Genomic DNA, 23,774 nt, shown 5'->3' on the forward strand with positions numbered 1-23,774 from the left:
ACTTGCCTTCTGTTTTAATCAGTAAATGGGAGTAAGAGAAGCCTGAGCACCCAACTTTACATTTTCTTAGGCAAAAATAAGCGCTGGAGCGGCATATAGCGCTTTGATTGTCTCACGGAGCCAGAGGATTTTCGGATTATGGCTGTTTCGTTTATGCCAGATCAGCGTGAAAGGAACGGTCAGTTTTTCAGCCTGGGCTTCATCAATGGGAATGGGCAGGGCGATCAGCTTACGCTGGTGGAGTTGATTATAGTGATGGCAGTAGTGTGGCGCCGTGGCGATGTAGTTATGGCCTGGCTGCGCCGCCATAAACATCGACTGTTCGAAACCGGGCAGGCTCATGGCGATATTACGCTCACGTCCCATCTCTCTGAGCACCTCATCAAGCGCCCAGGTGTCGCTGCGCTCCCAGAAGATGCTGATATGCGGATAGCGCAGGAAAGTCTCCAGGTTCCACTCTTCCTGAAGAGCCGGATGATCTTCGCGCAAATAGACGCAGGGGCGGTCGCTGAACAGAATTTCGTAGTCGATAAACCACGGCATCAGCTTCAACAGCTCGCGGGAGCGCGGATGCGTTTCACGGCCCGTGAAGCCAAGATCGACTTCTCCGCGCGTAATGGCATCCACCGAGTCGTAATCCCAGTGGCGCATCTTTACCCTGGCCTGTGGATAGCGCTGATTGACCTGCTCGAGCAGGGCATTAAAGCGGATCAGCATCAGAGGCGTTTCCGCGGCCAGCACGAACGTCAGCCCGCCCGGGGAGTCATGATGGAATTTATCGAGGATCTGATTGCCAATCTGCATCCAGTCGGCCAGATCCTGCTCCAGACTCATCGTCAGCGGTGTCGGCAGCAGGCCTAACGGTGTTTTCACAAACAGCGGATCGTCAAACCAGTCGCGCAGTTTCGCCAGCGATTTACTTACCGCGGACGGGGTCACGTTCATCCGTTTCGCGGCTTTGGTTACGCTGCGCTCCTGCAGCAAAAGCTGCAGACACAACAACAGGTTAAGATCGAGACTGCTGATTGGCTTCTTCATAATGGGCCGCGGGCTGGATGACCATAAGTAAGGTGATGCAGAGCATGCTACAACCAATCAGAATCCCGATCAGCATATTGAGCGCATTAAGGCCGATGACCGCCGCCAGCCATATCCACAGCGACGAACCACAGACCTGCGCAATACCCAGTACCGAGCTTGCCACACCCGCGCGCAGCGAGAACGGGCCAAGTGCCTGACTCATCGCCACGCCAAAGCCGACGGAGAAGCCGGCGCAAATCAGCGTAATCCCTACCAGCATCAGCGCATGTGTGCTGGTGGTCGCCAGAATCCCCCCCGCAGCGAGGAACAGCACCTGAGAGGTTAGCATGAGCGTGCGCTGACGGAAGATATTCAGTGCGAACGGCGTCGAGAACGAGACGGCCATACTGACCATCGCGGTGAGTGCCATCACGGTGGAATACTCACCGCGATCAAACCCCATGGTCTCCATCAGCAACACCGGGGAAACGTTTACATACGTCAAGATCACCGCCACGCTCAGTGTGGTAATGGCCAGGCGACTCAGGAAAAAGCGGTTTAGCAGCGTCTCGGCCGGATGAAGGGTTGCCGTATGGCCTGCGTTTTGCGAGCCTGGATGGGTCTCTTTCAGCACCGTGATCGAGAGGATAAAGACCAGCGCACCCATGGCCGCCATCGTCCAGAACAGGCTCTGCCACGGGAATTTCAGCATGATCAGATAGCCCACCACCGGCGCCATCACCGGAATGATGCAGGTAATACCGTTGAGCATGGAAAGCACTTTGGCACGGCGCTGGGCGCTTAAGGTATCGCGCAGGATGGCGAAGGCCACTACATAACAGCCACCGGCACCTATCCCCTGAATAAAGCGTCCTGTCAGGAACAGGGTACTGTCCTGGGCCAGGGAGCAGAGCATTGACGCCAGCGCGAAGATGATGGCACAGGTAATGGCCACGGGCTGACGACCCGCTTTGTCCGCGATTTTCCCGGCAAATACCATCGATGATGCCATCCCGGCGAGATAGGCCGAAAACGCAATATGCAGCTGCGCCTCGCTGGCACCCAGATCGCGGGCAATGTGCGGCAGCCCCACCAGATACATATCAATACCCGATGGATAGAGCAGAACCAGCGCAAAACTACAAAACAGAAAACGAGCCATAAACCCCCCATAGATGCAGGCAAGCAGAATAGGGGGATAAAAGGGATTAGGCGAGTTGCCATTTGGACAAAGGTGATTTCCCGGGAGGAAATCACCCTTCATCAGCGGTAATTACTTGCCGATACAGAAGCTCGAGAAAATCCGTCCCAGCAGATCGTCCGAGGTAAATTCGCCGGTTATCTCACTCAGATTTTGCTGCGCCAGACGCAGCTCTTCCGCCAGCAGTTCACCCGCCCATGCGCCAAGTAGCTGCGCTTTCCCCTGATCGAGGTGGCGTGCCGCGTCTTCCAGCGCCTGAAGGTGACGACGGCGCGCAAGGAAGCCGCCTTCCATACTGGTATCAAAGCCCATGCTCTGTTTGAGATGGTTGCGCAGGTCGTCAACGCCTTCACCGGTACGGGCCGACAGGCGAATAAGTGAGTGGCCATTCACTTCACTGATACCCAGCGTTTCGCCGGTCACATCCGCTTTGTTACGCACCACGGTGATCGGCAGTTTTGCCGGCAGGCGGGCAATAAAGTCGGGCCAGATGTTCGCCGGATCAACGGCATCGGTCGTGGTACCGTCCACCATAAACAGCACGCGGTCAGCCTGCTCAATCTCTTGCCAGGCACGTTCGATACCGATGCGCTCTACTTCGTCACTGGCGTCGCGAAGACCTGCCGTGTCGATGATGTGCAGCGGCATACCGTCGATATGAATATGCTCACGCAGCACGTCGCGGGTGGTACCGGCGATGTCGGTGACGATCGCCGCTTCACGGCCCGCCAGGGCGTTGAGCAGGCTCGATTTACCGGCGTTAGGGCGGCCCGCAATCACGACCTTCATCCCCTCGCGCAGCAGGCTACCCTGACGTGCTTCGGCACGCACCGCATCGAGATCGGCCATCACGCTATTCAGCTGAGCTTCAATTTTACCGTCAGAGAGGAAGTCGATCTCCTCATCCGGGAAATCGATAGCCGCTTCGACATAGATGCGCAGGTGAGTAAGTGCTTCCACAAGATGATTCACGCGCGCCGAGAATGCGCCCTGAAGCGAGTTCAGTGCGGAGCGGGCTGCCTGCTCGGAGCTGGCGTCGATCAGGTCAGCAATTGCTTCTGCCTGTGCGAGGTCGAGCTTGTCGTTCAGGAAGGCACGCTCGGAGAACTCACCTGGCTTTGCAATGCGCAGGCCCGGCAGCGTCAGAATGCGTTTTAACAGCAGGTCGAGGATGACCGGGCCACCGTGGCCCTGCAGCTCCAGCACGTCTTCTCCGGTAAAGGAGTTCGGGCCCGGGAACCACAGCGCAATGCCCTGGTCCAGCGGCGTGCCGTCAGTGTCTTTAAACGGCAGATAATCAGCGTAGCGCGGCTTTGGCAGTTTACCCAGCACCGCTTCGGCGACCTCGCGGGCCTTCAGGCCGGAGATACGCAGAATGCCTACACCACCGCGTCCCGGTGGGGTTGCCTGGGCGACGATAGTGTCGTTATGGCTCATGGTTGGTCTCGTTCAATACAAATAAAAAAGGCGGTCAATCGACCGCCCTTATTTTAGCGTTAACTTACCGAATCAGGACTTTTTCTTTTCGCGGCTATGCAGGCCACGTTTTTCCAGACCACGGTAAATCAGCTGCTGCTGGATAATGGTCACCAGGTTGCTGACGATATAGTACAGCACCAGACCTGACGGGAACCACAGGAAGAACACGGTGAAGATGACCGGCATAAAGGTCATGATCTTCTGCTGCATCGGGTCGGTCACGGTGGTCGGCGACATCTTCTGGATGAAGAACATCGTTACGCCCATCAGGATCGGCAGGATGTAGTATGGGTCCTGTGCAGACAGGTCATGGATCCACAGGGCGAACGGCGCGTGGCGCAGCTCAACGGAACCCATCAGCATGTAGTACAGCGCAAGGAAGATTGGCATCTGAATCAGCAGCGGGAAGCAACCACCCAGTGGGTTCACTTTCTCTGCTTTATACAGGGCCATCATCTCCTGGCTCTGACGCTGTTTGTCATCGCCCAGACGCTCACGCATTGCCTGAATCTTCGGCTGCAGCATACGCATCTTCGCCATGGAGGTGTACTGCGCTTTAGTCAGCGGGTACATGATGCCACGTACGATGAAGGTGATAACGATGATGGAGAAGCCCCAGTTACCCAGGAAGCTGTGGATGAACTTCAGCAGCTTAAACAGCGGCTGAGAGATGAACCACAACCAGCCGTAGTCCACGGTCAGATCCAGGTGCGGCGCAACGGCAGCCATTTTGTCCTGGATTTCTGGACCGACCCACAGGGTGCTTGCCAGCTTACCGGTTTGACCCGGCTGTACCAGAACCGGCTGAGATTTGTAGCCAATGGCTGCAAGACCGTTACCCAGGTTCGCGGTATAGAAGTTGTTAGTACCGTCGTTCGTTGGCACCCACGCAGTGGCGAAATACTGCTGCAGCATTGCCACCCAACCGCCTTTAGCGCTGACGTTCAGGTTTTCGTTATCGGCAATGGTGTCGAATTTGTATTTCTCGTACTTCGCATCAGGCGTGGAGTACGCCGCGCCACGGAAGGTATGCAGCGCAAAGTTGCTGCTTCCTGTGTCACGGTGAGACGGCAGATTGATGGACTGCTTCAGCTGACCAAAGGTCGACAGTTCCAGCGGTTTCGCACCGGTGTTCTGAACGCTGTAGCCCACGTTCACCGCATATTCACCGCGTTTCAGGGTGAAGGTTTTGGTGAAGGTGTTGCCCGCGGCGTCGGTGTAGGTCATCGGGATAGCGATTTCGTTCTGACCATCAGCCAGTACGAAGGTCTCTTTCTCGACGTTGTACAGTGGACGCGCACCGTTAGCCGGGTTATCCGGGCCATCACGACCGGTCAGGCCGCTCTGGGCCTGGTAGATAAACTCAGGCGTGGTTTCCAGTAACTGGAACGGTTCGTTAGACTTCAGCTCTTTTGGGTAGGTCAACAGCAGCGCCTGCTCAACATCACCACCACGGGTGTTGATAGTCAGCTCAAGCACATCGGTCTTAACCGTAATCTGTTTCCCCTGGCCACTGGCCGGTACGCCCTGGTCGGCGGCGCTACCCGCTGCGGTGGTCGTAGTCTGCGTGGTCTGCTGCTGGGGTTGAGGATTTTTATCCTGCTCCCATGCCTGCCAGATCATGAAAGACACGAACAACAAAGCGATGATAAGAAGATTGCGTTGCGAATCCATCGTTAGTGTTCTCTGGTATCAAAGGGTCCTGGCGGGACGGGATCGTCTCCACCTGGGTGTAAAGGGTGGCATTTTAATACGCGTTTCACCGTCAACCAACTGCCTTTTATCACTCCAAACCTGCGCAATGCCTCAATTCCGTAGCTTGAGCATGTTGGCGTGAAACGGCAGTGCGGCCCGAGTAGCGGACTAATCAGGCGTTGATAGACCCGAATGAGGGCTATCAGGACCCGCGAGCCAGGCGACAATGGCGGCGCCATAATTTTTCCAACGCTTCCGAGAGAGCACGGTTATCGAGGTCGGCAACCCCTTTTTTAGCCACCACCACGAAATCCATTGAAGGCAGTTCGTGCTGACGTAAACGGAAGCTTTCACGCGTCAGACGTTTAATCCGATTGCGTTCATGCGCACGCTTAACGTTTTTCTTGGCGACAGTAAGACCGATGCGGGGATGCCCCAGCGAATTCAGGCGGCCGAGGATGGTGATTTGCGGCGTGCCAGCCCGTTGTGGCTGCTGGAAGACGAAAGTGAAATGAGTGGGAGTTAACAAACGTAACTCCCTGGGAAATGCTAGCTTAACCACTCAGGGGTTAGCTTTATTACTTGGAAACGGTCAGACGAGCGCGGCCTTTAGCACGACGACGTGCCAGAACCTGACGACCATTTTTAGTAGCCATACGAGCACGGAAGCCGTGAGAACGGTTGCGCTTCAGTACAGACGGTTGAAAAGTGCGTTTCATGGCGATTTCTACCTAAACTTGAATAAATTCACTGACTTTTGCGTATACCCGAACGAGTTTCGAACGACTAACGCCTCAGCGTGGGTGATTAAAGAGGCCGGATTGTAATAATTGTACACTCCGGAGTCAATTCTCTTTCCTTATTTCCCGCGTATTTCCGCACGTTTTCGCGTGGAAAATGAGCAACGGACGACGCAGGAAGATGAGCATCACGCGCCGGGTCGAGGATTATACGGCCTCCCAAACAAAGCGCAAGGATCGTCCCGGATCTTCGTTAGATCATTTAAGCAAGAAATTGTCTGTGCTCATTAATTTTTCCAATATGCGGGCTAAATCGTAGGGTACTCGCCCCAGGATCGTTTACACTTACCCGGTTTCCGATCTTCCTGTGGATAAATCGGGAAGAATCTGTGAGAAACAGAAGATCTCTGGCTCAGTTTAGGCTATGATCCGCGGTCCCGATCGGGATCCAGCGATCCTGGCCGGGTATAACCGCAGATAGCGGTTCGCACATCACCCTTTTGCACAGGGTCATGTCGATGTGCGCCAACAATCATGAATATTCAATAGTTTTCTTTTATTGTTCGAGTGGAGTCCGCCGTGTCACTTTCGCTTTGGCAGCAGTGTCTTGCCCGATTGCAGGATGAGTTACCAGCCACAGAATTCAGTATGTGGATCCGCCCCTTGCAGGCGGAACTGAGCGATAACACGCTGGCTTTGTATGCGCCAAACCGTTTTGTGCTCGATTGGGTAAGGGATAAATACCTTAATAACATCAATGGACTGCTGAATGATTTCTGCGGATCCGATGCGCCACAGCTACGCTTTGAAGTGGGAACAAAACCGGTCACGCAGACCGTGCGTGAAACGGTAAATGTGGCAATACCTGCTCAGGCAGCCCCCGCGCCGGCACCGCGCGCCCTTCCGGCGACCCGTTCGGGCTGGGACAACGTGCCTGCTCCGGCAGAGCAAACCTACCGTTCTAACGTCAATGTTAAACACACGTTCGATAACTTCGTTGAAGGTAAATCGAACCAGCTGGCGCGCGCGGCGGCACGCCAGGTTGCAGATAACCCCGGTGGTGCTTACAACCCGCTGTTCCTTTATGGCGGCACGGGTTTGGGTAAAACGCACCTTCTGCATGCGGTAGGCAACGGCATTATGGCGCGTAAGCCAAATGCGAAAGTGGTGTATATGCACTCCGAGCGCTTCGTTCAGGACATGGTAAAAGCCCTGCAAAACAATGCGATCGAAGAGTTTAAACGCTACTACCGTTCTGTTGACGCACTGCTTATCGATGACATCCAGTTCTTTGCCAACAAAGAACGATCCCAGGAAGAGTTTTTCCACACCTTTAATGCGCTGCTGGAAGGTAATCAGCAGATCATTTTGACGTCGGATCGTTATCCAAAAGAGATCAACGGCGTTGAAGATCGTCTGAAATCCCGTTTTGGCTGGGGCCTGACCGTGGCGATCGAGCCACCGGAACTGGAAACCCGCGTCGCGATCCTGATGAAGAAAGCTGATGAAAACGACATTCGCCTGCCGGGTGAAGTGGCGTTCTTTATTGCCAAGCGTCTGCGCTCCAACGTCCGTGAGCTTGAAGGGGCACTGAACCGCGTGATTGCCAATGCCAACTTCACCGGCCGTGCGATCACCATCGATTTTGTGCGTGAAGCGCTGCGCGATTTGCTGGCACTGCAGGAAAAATTGGTCACTATCGACAATATTCAAAAGACGGTGGCCGAGTACTACAAAATCAAAGTGGCAGATTTGCTGTCTAAACGTCGTTCCCGCTCGGTGGCGCGTCCGCGTCAGATGGCGATGGCGCTGGCAAAGGAGTTAACCAACCACAGTCTGCCGGAGATCGGCGATGCGTTTGGTGGCCGTGACCATACGACCGTGCTGCACGCTTGTCGTAAGATTGAGCAGTTACGCGAAGAAAGCCACGACATAAAAGAAGATTTTTCCAATTTAATCAGAACATTATCATCGTGACGCTATGAAATTTACCGTTGAACGTGAACATTTATTAAAACCGCTGCAACAGGTGAGTGGCCCATTAGGTGGCCGCCCAACGCTGCCAATTCTCGGAAACCTGCTGCTTCAGGTCGCGGACGGTACGCTGTCGCTGACCGGCACAGATCTGGAAATGGAAATGATCGCGCGCGTTACGCTGTCTCAGCCGCATGAAGCGGGCGCGACCACTGTTCCGGCACGTAAATTCTTTGATATCTGCCGCGGGCTGCCGGAAGGCGCTGAAATTGCCGTGCAGCTGGAAGGCGACCGTATGCTGGTGCGCTCTGGCCGTAGCCGTTTCTCGCTCTCCACGCTGCCTGCCGCGGACTTCCCGAACCTGGACGACTGGCAGAGTGAAGTTGAATTCACCCTGCCGCAGGCAACGATGAAGCGTCTGATTGAAGCCACGCAGTTCTCAATGGCGCATCAGGACGTTCGTTACTACTTAAACGGCATGCTGTTCGAAACCGAAGGTGAAGAGCTGCGTACCGTGGCTACCGACGGTCACCGACTGGCAGTCTGTTCCATGCCCATTGGCGACTCGCTGCCAAACCATTCGGTGATCGTACCGCGTAAAGGGGTGATTGAGCTGATGCGTATGCTCGACGGTGGTGATACGCCACTGCGCGTGCAGATCGGCAGCAATAACATCCGTGCTCACGTGGGTGATTTTGTCTTCACATCGAAGCTGGTTGACGGTCGTTTCCCGGATTATCGCCGCGTATTGCCGAAGAACCCGGACAAAACGCTGGAAGCCGGTTGCGACAGCCTCAAGCAGGCCTTTGCCCGCGCCGCGATTCTCTCTAACGAGAAATTCCGCGGGGTGCGTCTGTATGTGAGCGAAAATCAGATCAAAATCACCGCCAACAACCCGGAGCAGGAAGAGGCAGAAGAGATTCTGGACGTCGCCTATGCCGGGACTGAGATGGAAATCGGCTTTAACGTCAGTTATGTGCTGGATGTACTGAACGCGCTTAAATGCGAGAACGTTCGCATTCTGCTGACCGACTCCGTTTCGAGTGTACAGATTGAAGATGCGGCCAGCCAAAGTGCGGCTTACGTTGTCATGCCGATGAGGCTGTAGTGAACGCTATCGGGCTATCTTACTTGCCTTTTTCAACCCGGGCTGTGCTCGTCCCTGTCTCGTACTTTGTGTACGCGCCAGGGTCTGCGTGCAGTCCGCGTTGAAACGGGCTGAGCCGATTACGCCCTGGCCCGAAGAAATCCAGATATGTCACTGACGCGCCTTTTAATTAAAGATTTCCGCAATATCGAAAACGCGGATCTCGCTTTATCCCCTGGCTTTAATTTCCTGGTTGGCGCGAACGGCAGCGGCAAAACCAGCGTGCTTGAGGCCATCTACACGCTCGGCCATGGACGGGCGTTTCGCAGTCTGCAAATTGGCCGCGTCATTCGCCACGAACAGGAAGCCTTTGTTCTGCACGGGCGTTTGCAGGGCGCGGAGCGTGAAACGGCCATCGGTCTGACCAAAGACAAGCAGGGCGACAGCAAGGTTCGTATCGACGGTACTGACGGCCACAAAGTGGCTGAGCTCGCGCTGCTGATGCCAATGCAGCTGATTACGCCGGAGGGGTTTACTTTACTCAATGGCGGCCCCAAATACAGAAGAGCTTTCCTTGACTGGGGATGCTTTCACAACGAAGCCGGTTTCTTTAACGCCTGGAGCAACCTGAAGCGCCTGCTTAAGCAGCGTAACGCTGCACTGCGCCAGGTGACACGCTACGCCCAGCTGCGCCCGTGGGACAAGGAATTAATTCCCCTTGCGGAACAAATCAGCTGCTGGCGTGCCGAATACAGCGCGGGTATCGCCGACGATATGGCCGACACCTGCAAACAGTTTTTACCTGAATTCTCTCTCACCTTCTCCTTCCAGCGCGGCTGGGAGAAAGAGACAGATTATGCCGAAGTGTTAGAGAGAAATTTCGAGCGCGACCGCATGCTGACCTACACCGCACATGGCCCGCACAAGGCGGATTTCCGCATTCGTGCCGACGGTGCGCCGGTGGAAGACACGCTGTCGCGTGGGCAGCTCAAGCTTTTGATGTGTGCGCTGCGCCTGGCGCAGGGAGAGTTTTTGACCCGCGAGAGCGGGCGACGCTGCCTGTACCTGATAGATGATTTTGCCTCGGAACTTGACGACGCGCGGCGCGGGCTGCTTGCCAGCCGCTTAAAAGCCACGCAGTCACAGGTTTTCGTCAGTGCGATTAGCGCTGAACACGTTATAGACATGTCGGACGAAAATTCGAAGATGTTTACCGTGGAAAAGGGTAAAATAACGGATTAACCCAAGTTGAAATGAGCGAGAAACGTTGATGTCGAATTCTTATGACTCCTCCAGTATCAAAGTCCTGAAAGGGCTGGATGCGGTGCGTAAGCGCCCGGGTATGTATATCGGCGACACGGATGACGGCACCGGTCTGCACCACATGGTATTCGAGGTGGTAGATAACGCTATCGACGAAGCGCTCGCGGGTCACTGTAAAGACATCGTGGTCACGATCCATGCGGACAACTCCGTCTCCGTCACCGATGACGGTCGTGGCATCCCAACCGGTATTCACCCGGAAGAGGGCGTATCGGCTGCGGAAGTTATCATGACCGTTCTGCACGCAGGCGGTAAGTTCGATGATAACTCCTATAAAGTTTCCGGCGGTCTGCACGGTGTAGGTGTGTCCGTGGTTAACGCCCTGTCGCAGAAACTGGAGCTGGTTATCCAGCGCGAAGGCAAAATTCACCGTCAGCTGTATACGCACGGCGTGCCGCAGGCACCGCTGGCTGTTACGGGTGACACCGACAAAACCGGTACCATGGTGCGTTTCTGGCCGAGTCTTGAAACGTTCACCAACGTTACCGAGTTCGAATATGAGATTCTGGCGAAACGCCTGCGTGAACTGTCGTTCCTGAACTCCGGTGTCTCGATTCGTCTGCGTGACAAACGCGACAACAGAGAAGACCACTTCCACTACGAAGGCGGTATCCGGGCGTTCGTTGAGTATCTGAACAAGAACAAAACGCCCATTCACCCGAATATCTTCTACTTCTCTACCGAAAAAGACGGTATTGGCGTGGAAGTGGCGCTGCAGTGGAACGATGGTTTCCAGGAAAACATCTACTGCTTCACCAACAACATTCCACAGCGTGACGGCGGTACTCACCTTGCGGGCTTCCGTGCGGCGATGACCCGTACCCTGAATGCCTACATGGACAAAGAAGGCTACAGCAAGAAAGCGAAAGTCAGCGCCACCGGTGATGATGCCCGTGAAGGCCTGATTGCGGTTGTCTCCGTGAAGGTACCGGATCCGAAGTTCTCCTCTCAGACTAAAGACAAGCTGGTCTCTTCTGAGGTGAAATCGGCGGTTGAACAGCAGATGAACGAACTGCTGAGCGAATACCTGTTGGAAAACCCGTCAGACGCGAAAATCGTGGTTGGCAAAATTATCGATGCGGCACGTGCCCGTGAAGCGGCGCGTAAAGCCCGTGAAATGACCCGTCGTAAAGGCGCGCTGGATTTAGCTGGCCTGCCAGGCAAACTGGCTGACTGCCAGGAACGCGACCCGGCGCTGTCCGAACTGTACCTCGTGGAAGGGGACTCCGCGGGCGGTTCTGCGAAGCAGGGCCGTAACCGTAAGAATCAGGCTATCCTGCCGCTGAAGGGTAAAATCCTCAACGTAGAGAAGGCCCGTTTCGACAAGATGCTCTCTTCTCAGGAAGTGGCAACGCTGATCACCGCGCTCGGTTGCGGCATCGGCCGTGACGAGTACAACCCGGACAAACTGCGCTACCACAGCATCATCATCATGACCGATGCGGACGTCGACGGCTCGCACATCCGTACGCTGCTGTTGACCTTCTTCTATCGTCAGATGCCAGAAATTGTTGAACGTGGCCACGTCTACATTGCACAGCCACCGCTGTACAAAGTGAAGAAAGGCAAACAGGAACAGTACATCAAAGACGACGAAGCGATGGATCAGTACCAAATCGCGATCGCGCTTGATGGTGCGACCCTGCATGCGAACTCTCACGCCCCTGCACTGGCCGGTGAGCCGCTGGAGCGTCTGGTGTCCGAGTTTAACGCGGCACAGAAAATGATTGGTCGTATGGAGCGTCGTTATCCTAAATCGCTGCTGAAGGCGCTGATTTATCAGCCAACCCTGACGGAAGCCGAACTGAGCGATGAACAGGTTGTTACCCGCTGGGTGAACACCCTGGTAACCGAGCTGAACGAGAAAGAGCAGCACGGCAGCCAGTGGAAGTTTGATGTCCAGCAGAACGCTCAGCAGCAGTTCGAACCGATTGTGCGCGTGCGTACTCACGGCGTTGATACCGATTACCCCCTGGAGCACGAGTTTGTGACCGGTCCGGAATATCGCCGTATCTGTACGCTGGGTGAGAAGCTCCGTGGTCTTATCGAAGACGATGCGTTTATCGAACGTGGTGAACGTCGTCAGCCGGTAGCAAGCTTCGAGCAGGCGCTGGAGTGGCTGGTGAAAGAGTCCCGTCGTGGTCTGTCTATTCAGCGTTATAAAGGTCTGGGTGAAATGAACCCGGATCAACTGTGGGAAACCACCATGGATCCGGAAAGCCGTCGTATGCTGCGCGTGACCGTTAAAGACGCGATTGCAGCCGATCAGCTGTTCACAACCCTGATGGGCGATGCGGTTGAACCACGTCGTGCCTTTATCGAAGAGAACGCCCTGAAAGCGGCGAATATCGATATCTAAGGGTGGTTACACCGCAAGTCAGAGGCCGCGCGTTTAGCGCGGCTTTTTTGTGGGCGCAGAATTATCAGCATCCAGCTCCAGCGACAGGACTGACGGTAACCGGCTGACCAGCATGTCGACCGCAATCCTGACTCGCAGGGGCAGATGCGGCGTCTGCTGCCAGACCGCGTGAACGTCGAAACGCACATCCGGCGCCTGTTTTAAGAGTGGGATGAGCCTTCCATTCTGCAGCTCTTTGAGCACCATCCAGCAGGGTAACCATGCAATACCATGCCCGGCCAGCGCTGCGTCGCAGATAGCCTGCAGATCGTCCATATTGAGGGATGAGCGGGGAATTAGGGTGTGCGATATTCCTTCGTGGTCCGCCAGTTCCCACGGTAACACCCTGCCGGCACGCAGGTAGTTAATGGTCTTATGCTGGCGTAAATCGGCAACGGTTTCAGGCTGGCCGTTATTCCTCAGGTACTCCGGCGCGGCGCACAGCACCATTCGGTGTTCCCCCAGGCGTCTGGCGACCAGCATGGTGCTGTCCGGCAGTGCGCCGTTTCGCACCGCCATATCAAACCCTTCCTCGACGATATCCACTACGCGATCGCTGAATGACATTTCCAGCTCAAGGGCAGGATGCTCCTGCGTCAAGGCTATCAGCAGCGGGGCGATGCACTGGCGGCCAAACAGCACCGGCATGGCAACACGCAGACGGCCACTCACCTGATGTTTCCCTGTTTCCAGCAGCGACTCCGCGCCACGGATTTCCTGGAGTGCTCGCAGGCAACGTTCATAAAAAAGGGCACCGTTATCGGTCAGGCTTTGGCTACGCGTTGTGCGCTGAAACAGGCGTACCCCCAGCCGCGCTTCAAGGCGAGCAATGCTTTTCCCTACCGCCGAGCGCGACAAATGCAAACGCACCGCGGCCTGAGCAAAACTGCCTGCCTCTACGGCGGCGACAAAAACGGGAATATCCTTCAGCGTATCGGTCATGGATTGTCGTTCTTCAGGAATCAATAGTGGGAAAAGGTATCGCCACTGGCGACCATGAGTCAACGTTAGACTGTCAGTACTGAAGTGCATTTGATAACAGGAGAAAAAGATGACAGAGATGATGCAACGCTGGTCAATGGACGCCCTTGGGCGTGAAAACCTCAGACTCACTCAGGCGCCTGTTCCCCAGCCAGGCCCGGGTGAAGTGCGCGTGCGGGTGAACGCTGTTGCGCTCAACTATCGCGATAAAATGGTCATCGAAGGCAACATGCCGATCGCGCTCTCCTTCCCGTTTACTCCGGCATCTGACATGGCAGGCGTGGTGGACAGTACGGGGGAAGGCGTTACCCGCTTTAAACCCGGTGCTCGCGTCATCTCCACCTTCTCTCCGGAGTGGGTAGACGGTAAACCGAAAGGCGACGCCCGCAATTTGCCCTACCAGACGCTGGGCGGTTACTTTCAGGGGATGCTGTCTGAATACGTGATCATGCGTGAAAACTGGCTGGTGGCCGCCCCGGAAACGCTGGATGACGCAGAGGCCAGCACCTTACCCTGCGCGGGGCTTACCGCATGGTTTGCACTGGTGGAGCGCGGACAGTTACGTGCCGGACAGTCGGTGCTGGTGCAAGGCACAGGCGGTGTCGCAATCTTCGCGTTGCAAATCGCCAAAGCACACGGTGCAGAAGTTTTTGTGACGTCGGGCAGTGATGAAAAACTGGCGCTGGCTAAAACGCTCGGTGCCGATCGGGGCATCAACCGGCTTAAAGGGAACTGGGCTGACGAGATTTACGCGCTGACGCAGGATCGCGGTATCGACCATATTATTGAAACCCTTGGCGGGGAGAACCTGAGACATTCCCTGCGGGCCGTTGCCGTTCACGGGCGCATATCCGTCATTGGCGTGTTGGCCGGGAGTGAAATCTCGCTGCCTGCCAGCGAACTCTTGCTGAAATCACCTGTGATTCAGGGGATTGGTGTCGGGCACCGCCGTGCGCTGGAAGATTTTGTCCGCGCCGTCGATGTCACGGGGCTGAAACCGGTGATTGAACACCGCTACCGTTTTAACCAGCTTGAAGAGGCGCTTGTACACCTCGACCGCGGTGCTTTTGGCAAAATAGTCCTCACCCGCGAGTAAGCCGTTATCCCCGGGACAGGCGTAAAAGGGGGCTTTTGTTGCGCAATGTAGCTCTATTTTTGTGGGCTTAATCGCGTTAGCATGAGGCAGCACTCATTTATCCCGGGGACCCTATGGCTATCAAACTTATTGCTATCGACATGGACGGCACGCTGTTGCTGCCAGACCACACTATTTCTCCAGCCGTTAAAAACGCGATTGCCGCTGCGCGCGCAAAAGGCGTGAATGTGGTACTGACCACCGGTCGTCCGTATGCGGGCGTGCACAGCTACCTGAAAGAGCTGCACATGAATCAGCCGGGCGATTACTGCATTACCTATAACGGTGCGCTGGTACAGAAGGCGGCGGATGGCAGCACGGTGGCGCAAACCGCGCTGAACTATGACGATTACCTGTTCCTGGAAAAACTGTCCCGCGAGGTCGGTTCCCATTTCCACGCGCTCGATCGCAATACGCTCTATACCGCTAACCGTGATATCAGCTATTACACCGTACATGAATCCTATGTCGCGACGATCCCACTGGTGTTCTGCGAAGCTGAGAAAATGGATCCGAGCACCCAGTTCCTGAAAGTGATGATGATTGATGAGCCTGACATCCTGGATAAAGCGATTGCGCGCATTCCGGCTGAGGTAAAAGAGAAATACACCGTGCTGAAAAGTGCGCCGTACTTCCTCGAAATCCTGGATAAACGCGTTAATAAAGGCACAGGTGTGAAATCGCTGGCAGATACGCTTGGCATCAAACCGGACGAGATCATGGCGCTGGGCGATCAGGAAAACGACATTGCGATGATTGAATATGCGGGCATGGGTGTGGCAATGGACAATGCGATCCCGTCGGTGAAAGACGTGGCCAATTTCGTGACCAAATCTAACCTCGAAGACGGCGTTGCCTACGCGATCGAGAAATTTGTTCTGCAGTAACAGCGTTTCACGCTCATCAGCCTCGGTTATCAACCGGGGCTTTTTTTTGCGCTGAATTTATCGAATTGTTCTTTTTGTGATCTGTATTGTAGTACAATATTAATTTATTGTACTACATTACAGCCACGGTAATGACGAAAGGCGTCACGTTTGTACTGCAAAAGTGAGGCGAAATTCAGCGGTCGAGGTAAAGTAGTCCTGAACATACAGAGCATAAGGACTCTCCATGACTCTCAATAAAACCGATCGCATCGTCATCACGCTGGGCACCCAGATCGTGGGTGGAAAGTACGTTCCCGGTTCACCGCTGCCTGCTGAGGCAGAGCTGTGTGAGGAGTTTGAAACCTCGCGCAACATCATTCGGGAAGTGTTTCGCTCGCTCATGGCAAAGCGGCTGATTGAAATGAAGCGCTACCGCGGCGCCTTTGTCGCCCCGCGTAATCAGTGGAACTACCTCGACACCGATGTCCTGCAGTGGGTGCTGGAAAACGACTACGACCCAAGGCTGATTGGCGCGATGAGTGAGGTACGAAACCTGGTAGAGCCGGCCATCGCCCGTTGGGCTGCGGAACGTGCAACGTCAGGAGACCTGGCTCAGATTGAGTCCGCCCTGAACGACATGATTGCCAATAACCAGAACCGGGATGCGTTCAACGAAGCGGACATCCGCTATCACGAAGCGGTGCTGCAGTCGGTTCATAACCCGGTATTACAGCAGCTTAGCGTTGCCATCAGCTCGCTACAGCGCGCGGTATTTGAACGAACCTGGATGGGCGATGAGGCCAACATGCCAAAAACGCTCCAGGAACATAAAGCGCTGTTCGATGCTATCCGGCATCAGGACGGCGACGCGGCAGAGCAGGCGGCACTTACGATGATCGCCAGCTCGACACGAAGGTTGAAGGAAATCACATGACATCTCGCTACATCGCTATTGACTGGGGATCGACCAATCTGCGCGCCTGGCTGTATCAGGGCGAGCAGTGCCTGGAAAGCAGGCAATCAGAAGCAGGCGTGACGCGCCTGAACGGTAAATCCCCCGAGGCGGTGTTAGCAGAGGTGACACACAACTGGCGCGAGGGCGCCACGCCGGTGGTCATGGCGGGCATGGTGGGCAGTAACGTGGGGTGGAAGGTCGCGCCTTATCTGCCCGTACCTGCCGCGTTCGCTGCCATTGGCGAGCAGTTAACGTCCGTTGGTGACAATATCTGGATTATTCCAGGATTGTGCGTTTCCCGGAACGATAACCACAATGTGATGCGCGGCGAAGAGACCCAGCTCCTTGGCGCGCGCACGCTCTCTCCTTCTTCTGTCTACGTCATGCCCGGCACGCACTGTAAATGGGTGCAGGCCGACGCTGAGCACATCCACGATTTTCGCACCGTGATGACCGGTGAGCTGCACCACTTGCTGCTGACGCATTCGCTGGTGGGCGCGGGGTTGCCGGAGCAGGACGCTTCGTCCGAGGCCTTTGCCGCCGGGCTGGAGCGGGGTATCGCCAGCCCTGCCGTTTTGCCGCAACTTTTTGAAGTTCGCGCTTCGCATGTACTGGGCACGCTTCCCCGTACGCAGGTCAGCGAATTTTTATCGGGCCTGTTGATTGGCGCGGAAGTCGCCAGCCTGAGCGAGCAGTTCGCCGGGCAACAGGCCATCACCCTCGTCGCGGGTTCATCGCTGACCTCTCGCTACCGCCAGGCGTTCAATGCCATCGGGCGGGACGTAGCAGCGGTAGAAGGCGACACGGCATTTCAGGCAGGAATAAGGAGCATCGCTCATGCAGTGGCAAACTAATCTTCCCCTCATCGCTATCCTGCGCGGCGTCACGCCCGACGAGGTTTTAGCGCACGTAGGCGCAGCGATCGACGCCGGTTTTGACGCCGTGGAAATACCGCTTAATTCCCCAGAGTGGGAAAAGAGCATCCCGGCGGTCGTGGACGCGTTTGGTGATAAGGCGCTGATTGGCGCTGGCACCGTTCTGCAACCGGAGCAGGTGGACCAGCTTGCGCAGATGGGCTGCAGGCTGATTGTGACGCCGAATATTCACCCTGAGGTGATCCGCCGCGCAGTGGGCTACGGCATGACCGTCTGCCCGGGATGCGCAACGGCAACAGAAGCGTTCGCGGCTCTCGATGCGGGCGCGCAGTCGCTCAAAATTTTCCCGTCATCGGCTTTTGGTCCGGCCTATATCAGCGCGCTGAAAGCGGTATTGCCCGCCAGCGTACCGGTCTTTGCCGTGGGGGGCGTGACGCCAGAAAACCTGGCGCAGTGGATCAACGCAGGTTGTGTCGGGGCGGGTCTGGGCAGCGATCTCTATCGCGCCGGGCAATCCGTCGAACGTACCGCACAGCAGGCGGCCGCATTTGTGAAAGCGTATCGAGAGGCAGTGAAATGAAAATAACCAAACTCACCACGTACCGTTTACCGCCGCGTTGGCTGTTCCTGAAAATCGAAACCGATGAAGGCGTGGTCGGCTGGGGCGAACCGGTCATTGAAGGGCGTGCGCGTACCGTGGAAGCGGCGGTGCATGAGCTGGGCGAGTACCTGACAGGACAAGATCCTGCCCGCATCAACGACCTGTGGCAGGTGATGTACCGCGCGGGTTTCTACCGGGGCGGACCGGTTCTGATGAGCGCCATCGCCGGTATCGACCAGGCGTTATGGGACATCAAAGGCAAAGTGCTGAATGCGCCGGTCTGGCAGCTGATGGGCGGCCTGGTGCGCGACAAAATCAAAGCCTACAGCTGGGTAGGCGGCGACCGTCCCGCGGAAGTGATCGACGGTATCAGGCAGCTGCGCAATATTGGTTTTGACACCTTTAAACTGAACGGCTGCGAAGAGATGGGCGTCATCGACAACGCACGGGCGGTAGACCGCGCGGTAAATACCGTGGCGCAGATCCGTGAAGCGTTCGGTAACGAGATTGAGTTTGGCCTGGACTTCCACGGTCGCGTCAGCGCGCCGATGGCCAAAGTGCTGATTAAAGAGCTGGAGCCGTACCGTCCGCTGTTTATCGAAGAGCCGGTGTTGGCCGAGCAGGCGGAGTACTACCCGAAACTGGCCGCACAGACGCATATCCCGATTGCCGCCGGTGAGCGCATGTTCTCGCGCTTCGAGTTCAAACGCGTGCTGGAAGCTGGCGGCCTGGCGATATTGCAGCCGGATCTATCGCATGCCGGCGGCATCACGGAATGCTACAAAATCGCCGGGATGGCGGAAGCCTACGACGTGGCGCTGGCACCGCATTGTCCGCTGGGGCCGATCGCACTGGCAGCCTGTCTGCACGTCGACTTTGTCTCGCGCAACGCGGTATTCCAGGAACAGAGCATGGGCATTCACTATAACAAGGGCGCGGAACTGCTCGACTTTGTGAAAAACAAAGATGATTTCAGCATGGAAGGCGGTTTCTTTAAACCGTTAACGAAGCCGGGCCTTGGCGTGGATATCGACGAAGCCAAAGTCATTGAGCTGAGTAAAAACGCGCCTGACTGGCGCAACCCGTTATGGCGTCATGAAGATGGCTCTGTCGCTGAGTGGTAATTCAGCCAAAGCACATCGCCACTAAAAAGTAATTTCAACAATAACAAACACACACCCTCTGTAAATTACAGGGCATGGTGAGCGGCTTCGCTATGCCCAAAATCTGGAGACAGATTGCGATGGATATTCCTGTTACTGCTGCAAAAACCGGGCGTCGGCGCTACCTGACGCTGGTCATGATCTTTATTACTGTGGTCATCTGTTACGTTGACCGCGCCAACCTTGCCGTGGCTTCAGCCCATATTCAGGAGGAGTTTGGGATCAGCAAAGCGGAAATGGGCTACGTCTTTTCGGCGTTTGCCTGGCTGTATACGCTGTGCCAGATCCCCGGCGGCTGGTTCCTTGACCGCGTCGGCTCGCGCCTGACCTATTTCATTGCCATCTTCGGCTGGTCTGTGGCGACCCTGTTCCAGGGCTTTGCCACCGGGCTGATGTCGCTGATTGGCCTGCGTGCGATCACCGGGATTTTCGAAGCCCCGGCGTTTCCGACCAATAACCGCATGGTGACCAGCTGGTTCCCGGAGCATGAACGCGCCTCGGCCGTTGGGTTCTACACCTCCGGGCAGTTTGTCGGCCTGGCATTCCTGACGCCGCTGCTGATCTGGATCCAGGAACTGCTGAGCTGGCACTGGGTCTTTATTGTGACCGGGGGGATCGGCATTATCTGGTCGTTGATCTGGTTCAAGGTCTATCAACCGCCGCGTCTCACCAAAAGTATCAGCAAAGCTGAACTGGACTATATCCGCGACGGTGGCGGCCTGGTGGATGGCGATGCGCCGGTGAAAAAAGAGGCGCGTCAGCCGCTGACTAAAGCCGACTGGAAGCTGGTTTTCCATCGCAAGCTGGTGGGGGTTTATCTGGGGCAGTTCGCGGTGACCTCCACGCTGTGGTTCTTCCTGACCTGGTTCCCGAACTATCTGACCCAGGAAAAAGGCATCACCGCGCTGAAGGCGGGCTTTATGACCACCGTACCGTTCCTTGCGGCCTTCTTTGGTGTGCTGCTTTCCGGCTGGCTGGCGGACAGGCTGGTGAAAAAAGGGTTCTCGCTGGGTGTCGCGCGTAAAACGCCTATTATCTGCGGGCTGCTGATCTCCACCTGCATCATGGGCGCAAACTACACCAACGATCCGGTCTGGATTATGACGCTGATGGCGATTGCGTTCTTCGGTAACGGTTTTGCCTCCATCACCTGGTCGCTGGTCTCCTCGCTGGCCCCGATGCGCCTGATTGGTCTGACCGGGGGCGTGTTCAACTTTGTCGGTGGACTGGGGGGGATCACGGTTCCGCTGGTCATCGGTTATCTGGCTCAGGACTATGGCTTTGGCCCGGCACTGATCTATATCTCCGCAGTGGCCTTGCTCGGTGCGCTCTCCTACATCCTGCTGGTGGGTGACGTCAAACGTGTAGGCTAATTCCCCGCAATGTTTTACCCTGATGCGATAACTGCGCATCAGGGTAACGCCATGAAACAAATCACCTTCGCCTCCCATCATCACCAGCTTACCAATATCAATACCTGGACGCCGGACAGCCAGTGGCTGGCCTACGATGTGCGTCCGTCCGGCGCATCGTTTACCGGTGAAACTATTGAGCGGGTCAATGTTATTACGGGTGACGTCGAGGTGATCTATCGCACCAGTCACGGCGCGCATGTTGGCGTGGTGACCGTTCATCCGCAGCAGGACAAATATGTCTTTATCCACGGCCCGGAAAACCCGGATGCAGACTGGCACTACGATTTTCATCATCGTCAGGGCGTGGTTGTACACAACGGTCAGGTGAGTAACCTGGATGCCATGGATATCACGCCGCCTTATACCGCAGGCGCGCTGCGTGGCGGCAGCCACGTGCACGTTTTTAGCCCTGACGGACAGTTCGTGAGCTTTACCTACAACGACCATGTATTGCATGAGCGTGACCCGAAGCTCGATTTACGTAATGTCGGCGTCGCAGTACCTTTTGGCCCGGTGATGCCGCAGGGGACGCATCCACGTGAATATTCCGGCACCTTCTGGAGCGTGCTGGTGAGCCGCACGACGCCCGCGCCTCAGCCCGGCAGCGATGAGATCAACCGAGCCTATGAAGAGGGCTGGGTGGGCAATGACAGGCTGGCGTTTATCGGCGATACCGTGTCTGCGACAGGCGAGAAAGTGCCAGAACTGTTTATTGTGGATCTGCCCAACGACGAGCAGGGATGGAAACGCGCGGGCGATGCGCCGCTGCAGGGGACTCCTGAGACGCTGCCTGCGCCCCCGGCGGGTGTCATGCAGCGCCGGCTGACCTTTACCCACCAGCGGGCATTCCCGGGGCTGGTAAACGTGCCGCGTCACTGGGTGCGCTGTAACCCGCAGGGGACGCAGATTGCGTTTCTGATGCGTGATGATAAGGGCATTGTGCAGCTGTGGCTTATCGCTCCAGAAGGCGGCGAACCACGCCAGTTGACGCATAACGAAAGTGACATTCAGTCGGCATTTACCTGGCACCCAGCCGGTCACCGTCTTGGATTTGTGCTGGAAGAGCGGATTGCCTGCTGTGATGCGCAAACCGGAGAGGTGACGTTTTTGACGTCCGATCACGGCAATCCACCGTCTGGTGATGCGGTCGTGTTTTCCCCGGACGGGCGTTTTATTGCATGGATGGAAGAGACAGAAGGTTTCCGTCAGCTTTGGCTAACGGAAACCGGGCAGCGTTAACGCGTTGGCGTTAAGCGGGCGGAATGACGGAATTGGTGGCCAGATTTTGCTGCTCGCTTTTCTCTACCCGCGAGCGCACGGAGCTGTCCTTACGGAACATATCCCACGGCAGCAAAAGCGTATCGGCCACAGCCGTAAACGGCATATCCAGGATGACCAGGGATTTTGTGCCCCAGTTGGTATCGTCATCGGAGATCATCTCAGCGCTGGCACGCGTCCCCGGATATGTTCCTTCTTTACCGCCGGTGTGAGACATCACGCTCGAACACCCGCAAAGTAAAACAACCCCGCTGAACGTCGTCAGCTTTATCAGAACATTTTTCATCATCACTCAGTCATCGTTAATGGCACTGCATAAACCTGCAACTCAGGGTTATAGCGAGCCTCGTTCAAAATGGATAGCCCGATAACCCCGCACTGTGGCAGCCATCGCAATTTAACCCTTTGTGCTGTTGTCCCAGTCTAAGCGAGATGCACGAAAGTGCAAAAAAAAGTGCGCCCGCTGCGCTTGAAAAGACCGGTTCCAGACCCATTTTAAGAATGTAACCCGATAACGAACACGCCTGCGGGGTGTTCAGGGGCACACTGGCCTGTCCATGGTGGAAGGCTACAATTTCTCGCTGATTTCAGGAGCTTTTATTTATGCGTAACTTCGATCTTTCCCCGCTATACCGTTCTGCAATTGGTTTTGACCGCCTGTTTAACCATTTAGAAAATAACCAAAGCCAGAGCAACGGCTACCCTCCATACAATGTTGAACTGGTGGATGAAAACCACTACCGCATCGCCATTGCCGTCGCCGGTTTTGCAGAGAACGAACTGGAGATCACCGCGCAGGACAACCTGCTGGTGGTGAAAGGTTCACATACGGCTGAGCAGAAAGAACGCACCTACCTTTATCAGGGTATCGCCGAGCGCAACTTTGAACGCAAGTTCCAGTTAGCCGAGAACATTCACGTGAAAGGCGCGAACCTGGTCAACGGCCTGCTGTTTATCGAACTGGAACGGGTGATTCCGGAAGAGAAAAAACCGCGCCGTATCGAGATCAACTGATTATGCGGGTCGCGCGAGCGGCCCACCCAGAATTGCTTGCCGTAATGGGAGCATATGTGAATCCATGAGGATTTGCAGGAACAACTGCGCACAAAAATAAACTGTGCCGAACTCGCTTCTCAGAAGGAGATTTAGTATGCGTAACTACGATTTATCCCCCCTGCTGCGTCAGTGGATTGGTTTTGACAAACTGGCTAATGCCCTGCAAAGCGCCACCGAGCAACAGACGTTTCCGCCGTACAACATCGAAAAAAGCGATGACAACCACTATCGCATCACCCTTGCGCTGGCCGGGTTCCGCCAGGACGATCTGGATATTCAGCTCGAAGGCACGCGCCTGACCGTGAAAGGTACGCCGGAAAAACAAGAAACCGAGACCAAATGGCTGCACCAGGGCCTGGTTAATCAGCCGTTTAGCCTGAGCTTTACTCTGGCTGACCATATGGAAGTGTCCGGTGCGACATTTACCAACGGGCTGCTGCATATCGACCTGACCCGCAACGTGCCGGAAGCCATTGCACCGCAGCGTATCGCCATTAGCGAGCGTCCTGCGCTGAACAGTTAACCCTCT

Annotated in this window: 23 protein-coding genes and 1 other annotated feature; of the genes, 14 read left to right on the forward strand and 9 right to left on the reverse strand. The window is 55.8% G+C overall.

Annotated elements, in window-relative coordinates; genetic code table 11:
• Positions 1–66: 66 nt before the first annotated feature.
• From yidZ to rpmH, 7 genes are all read right to left on the reverse strand, one after another.
• The gene (gene yidZ, locus L462_RS04590) at positions 67–1,038 is read right to left on the reverse strand and encodes an HTH-type transcriptional regulator YidZ (RefSeq protein ID WP_032679282.1); all 972 of its coding nucleotides are present in this window, start codon (positions 1,036–1,038) and stop codon (positions 67–69) included.
• Positions 1,007–2,182: an MFS transporter gene (locus L462_RS04585; protein ID WP_020882757.1), complete on the reverse strand. Its 1,176-nt coding sequence runs from the start codon at positions 2,180–2,182 to the stop codon at positions 1,007–1,009. The genes yidZ and L462_RS04585 overlap by 32 nt, the downstream gene beginning before the upstream one ends.
• Positions 2,183–2,293: 111 nt before the next feature.
• The gene (mnmE, locus tag L462_RS04580) at positions 2,294–3,658 is read right to left on the reverse strand and encodes a tRNA uridine-5-carboxymethylaminomethyl(34) synthesis GTPase MnmE (protein ID WP_032679283.1); all 1,365 of its coding nucleotides are present in this window, start codon (positions 3,656–3,658) and stop codon (positions 2,294–2,296) included.
• 72 nt (positions 3,659–3,730) lie between these two features.
• Positions 3,731–5,374, reverse strand: a complete 1,644-nt coding sequence (yidC, locus tag L462_RS04575) for a membrane protein insertase YidC (protein ID WP_014172300.1) — start codon at positions 5,372–5,374, stop codon at positions 3,731–3,733.
• A 2-nt stretch (positions 5,375–5,376) separates the two neighbouring features.
• Positions 5,377–5,634 carry a membrane protein insertion efficiency factor YidD gene (gene yidD / locus L462_RS24655; protein ID WP_001307474.1) on the reverse strand — a complete coding sequence of 86 codons (258 nt, stop codon included), beginning with the start codon at positions 5,632–5,634 and terminating at the stop codon, positions 5,377–5,379.
• Positions 5,598–5,957, reverse strand: coding sequence for a ribonuclease P protein component (gene rnpA, locus L462_RS04570; protein WP_014172301.1), 360 nt, complete (start codon positions 5,955–5,957; stop codon positions 5,598–5,600). The genes yidD and rnpA overlap by 37 nt, the downstream gene beginning before the upstream one ends.
• A 16-nt stretch (positions 5,958–5,973) precedes the next feature.
• Positions 5,974–6,114: a 50S ribosomal protein L34 gene (rpmH, locus tag L462_RS0123790; RefSeq protein ID WP_000831330.1), complete on the reverse strand. Its 141-nt coding sequence runs from the start codon at positions 6,112–6,114 to the stop codon at positions 5,974–5,976.
• Between the two features lie 600 nt (positions 6,115–6,714).
• Here rpmH and dnaA point away from each other — a divergent pair.
• From dnaA to gyrB, 4 genes are all read left to right on the forward strand, one after another.
• The gene (gene dnaA / locus L462_RS04565; protein WP_020882755.1) at positions 6,715–8,112 is read left to right on the forward strand and encodes a chromosomal replication initiator protein DnaA; all 1,398 of its coding nucleotides are present in this window, start codon (positions 6,715–6,717) and stop codon (positions 8,110–8,112) included.
• A gap of 4 nt (positions 8,113–8,116) precedes the next feature.
• Positions 8,117–9,217 carry a DNA polymerase III subunit beta gene (dnaN, locus tag L462_RS04560; RefSeq protein WP_032679284.1) on the forward strand — a complete coding sequence of 367 codons (1,101 nt, stop codon included), beginning with the start codon at positions 8,117–8,119 and terminating at the stop codon, positions 9,215–9,217.
• A 147-nt stretch (positions 9,218–9,364) separates the two neighbouring features.
• Positions 9,365–10,438: a DNA replication/repair protein RecF gene (gene recF, locus L462_RS04555; protein ID WP_032679285.1), complete on the forward strand. Its 1,074-nt coding sequence runs from the start codon at positions 9,365–9,367 to the stop codon at positions 10,436–10,438.
• Between the two features lie 28 nt (positions 10,439–10,466).
• The gene (gene gyrB, locus L462_RS04550) at positions 10,467–12,878 is read left to right on the forward strand and encodes a DNA topoisomerase (ATP-hydrolyzing) subunit B (protein ID WP_032679286.1); all 2,412 of its coding nucleotides are present in this window, start codon (positions 10,467–10,469) and stop codon (positions 12,876–12,878) included.
• 33 nt (positions 12,879–12,911) lie between these two features.
• Here the strand turns inward: gyrB and L462_RS04545 are convergent, their stop codons facing one another.
• Positions 12,912–13,859, reverse strand: coding sequence for a LysR family transcriptional regulator (locus L462_RS04545; protein ID WP_032679287.1), 948 nt, complete (start codon positions 13,857–13,859; stop codon positions 12,912–12,914).
• A gap of 109 nt (positions 13,860–13,968) precedes the next feature.
• Here L462_RS04545 and L462_RS04540 point away from each other — a divergent pair, with 109 nt between their 5' ends.
• The 8 genes from L462_RS04540 to L462_RS04505 all read left to right on the forward strand — a co-directional run bounded on the left by L462_RS04540 (position 13,969) and on the right by L462_RS04505 (position 22,150).
• Entirely contained in the window at positions 13,969–14,994 is a 1,026-nt protein-coding gene (locus L462_RS04540) for a zinc-dependent alcohol dehydrogenase family protein (RefSeq protein WP_032679288.1), read from the forward strand.
• Between the two features lie 113 nt (positions 14,995–15,107).
• Positions 15,108–15,920, forward strand: a complete 813-nt coding sequence (yidA, locus tag L462_RS04535) for a sugar-phosphatase (RefSeq protein ID WP_032679289.1) — start codon at positions 15,108–15,110, stop codon at positions 15,918–15,920.
• A 226-nt stretch (positions 15,921–16,146) separates the two neighbouring features.
• Complete coding sequence (gene dgoR, locus L462_RS04530) at positions 16,147–16,836, forward strand: D-galactonate utilization transcriptional regulator DgoR (RefSeq protein WP_006177594.1); 690 nt, start codon at positions 16,147–16,149, stop codon at positions 16,834–16,836.
• Positions 16,833–17,711, forward strand: coding sequence for a 2-dehydro-3-deoxygalactonokinase (locus L462_RS04525; protein WP_032679290.1), 879 nt, complete (start codon positions 16,833–16,835; stop codon positions 17,709–17,711). The genes dgoR and L462_RS04525 overlap by 4 nt, the downstream gene beginning before the upstream one ends.
• Positions 17,695–18,312, forward strand: a complete 618-nt coding sequence (locus L462_RS04520; protein WP_014167963.1) for a 2-dehydro-3-deoxy-6-phosphogalactonate aldolase — start codon at positions 17,695–17,697, stop codon at positions 18,310–18,312. The genes L462_RS04525 and L462_RS04520 overlap by 17 nt, the downstream gene beginning before the upstream one ends.
• Positions 18,309–19,457, forward strand: a complete 1,149-nt coding sequence (dgoD, locus tag L462_RS04515) for a galactonate dehydratase (protein ID WP_014167964.1) — start codon at positions 18,309–18,311, stop codon at positions 19,455–19,457. Before L462_RS04520 ends, dgoD begins: the two co-directional genes overlap by 4 nt.
• Before the next feature lie 74 nt (positions 19,458–19,531).
• On the forward strand, positions 19,532–20,869 hold the full coding sequence (locus L462_RS04510; protein ID WP_080271857.1) for an MFS transporter: 1,338 nt from the start codon (positions 19,532–19,534) through the stop codon (positions 20,867–20,869).
• A 51-nt stretch (positions 20,870–20,920) separates the two neighbouring features.
• On the forward strand, positions 20,921–22,150 hold the full coding sequence (locus tag L462_RS04505; protein WP_172425387.1) for a DUF3748 domain-containing protein: 1,230 nt from the start codon (positions 20,921–20,923) through the stop codon (positions 22,148–22,150).
• Between the two features lie 10 nt (positions 22,151–22,160).
• Here L462_RS04505 and L462_RS04500 read toward each other — a convergent pair whose 3' ends face one another.
• A complete protein-coding gene (locus L462_RS04500; protein WP_025202651.1) occupies positions 22,161–22,478 on the reverse strand; it encodes a YceK/YidQ family lipoprotein in 318 nt (105 codons plus the stop codon).
• A gap of 248 nt (positions 22,479–22,726) precedes the next feature.
• Positions 22,727–22,799: a sequence feature (ROSE (Repression Of Heat Shock gene Expression) occurs in the 5'-region of heat shock genes and acts as an RNA thermometer to modulate expression.), on the forward strand.
• Here L462_RS04500 and ibpA point away from each other — a divergent pair.
• Together ibpA and ibpB are read left to right on the forward strand one after the other, a co-directional pair.
• Positions 22,793–23,203 (forward strand): small heat shock chaperone IbpA, encoded by a 411-nt coding sequence (gene ibpA, locus L462_RS04495; RefSeq protein WP_008500162.1) that lies wholly within the window; start codon positions 22,793–22,795, stop codon positions 23,201–23,203. Its footprint overlaps the feature before it by 7 nt.
• A gap of 136 nt (positions 23,204–23,339) precedes the next feature.
• Positions 23,340–23,768: a small heat shock chaperone IbpB gene (gene ibpB / locus L462_RS04490; RefSeq protein ID WP_020882745.1), complete on the forward strand. Its 429-nt coding sequence runs from the start codon at positions 23,340–23,342 to the stop codon at positions 23,766–23,768.
• The last annotated feature ends 6 nt before the right edge of the window (positions 23,769–23,774 follow it).

It is taken from the genome of Enterobacter sp. BIDMC 26 (genome assembly GCF_000534435.1).
Lineage (GTDB): Bacteria > Pseudomonadota > Gammaproteobacteria > Enterobacterales > Enterobacteriaceae > Enterobacter > Enterobacter ludwigii.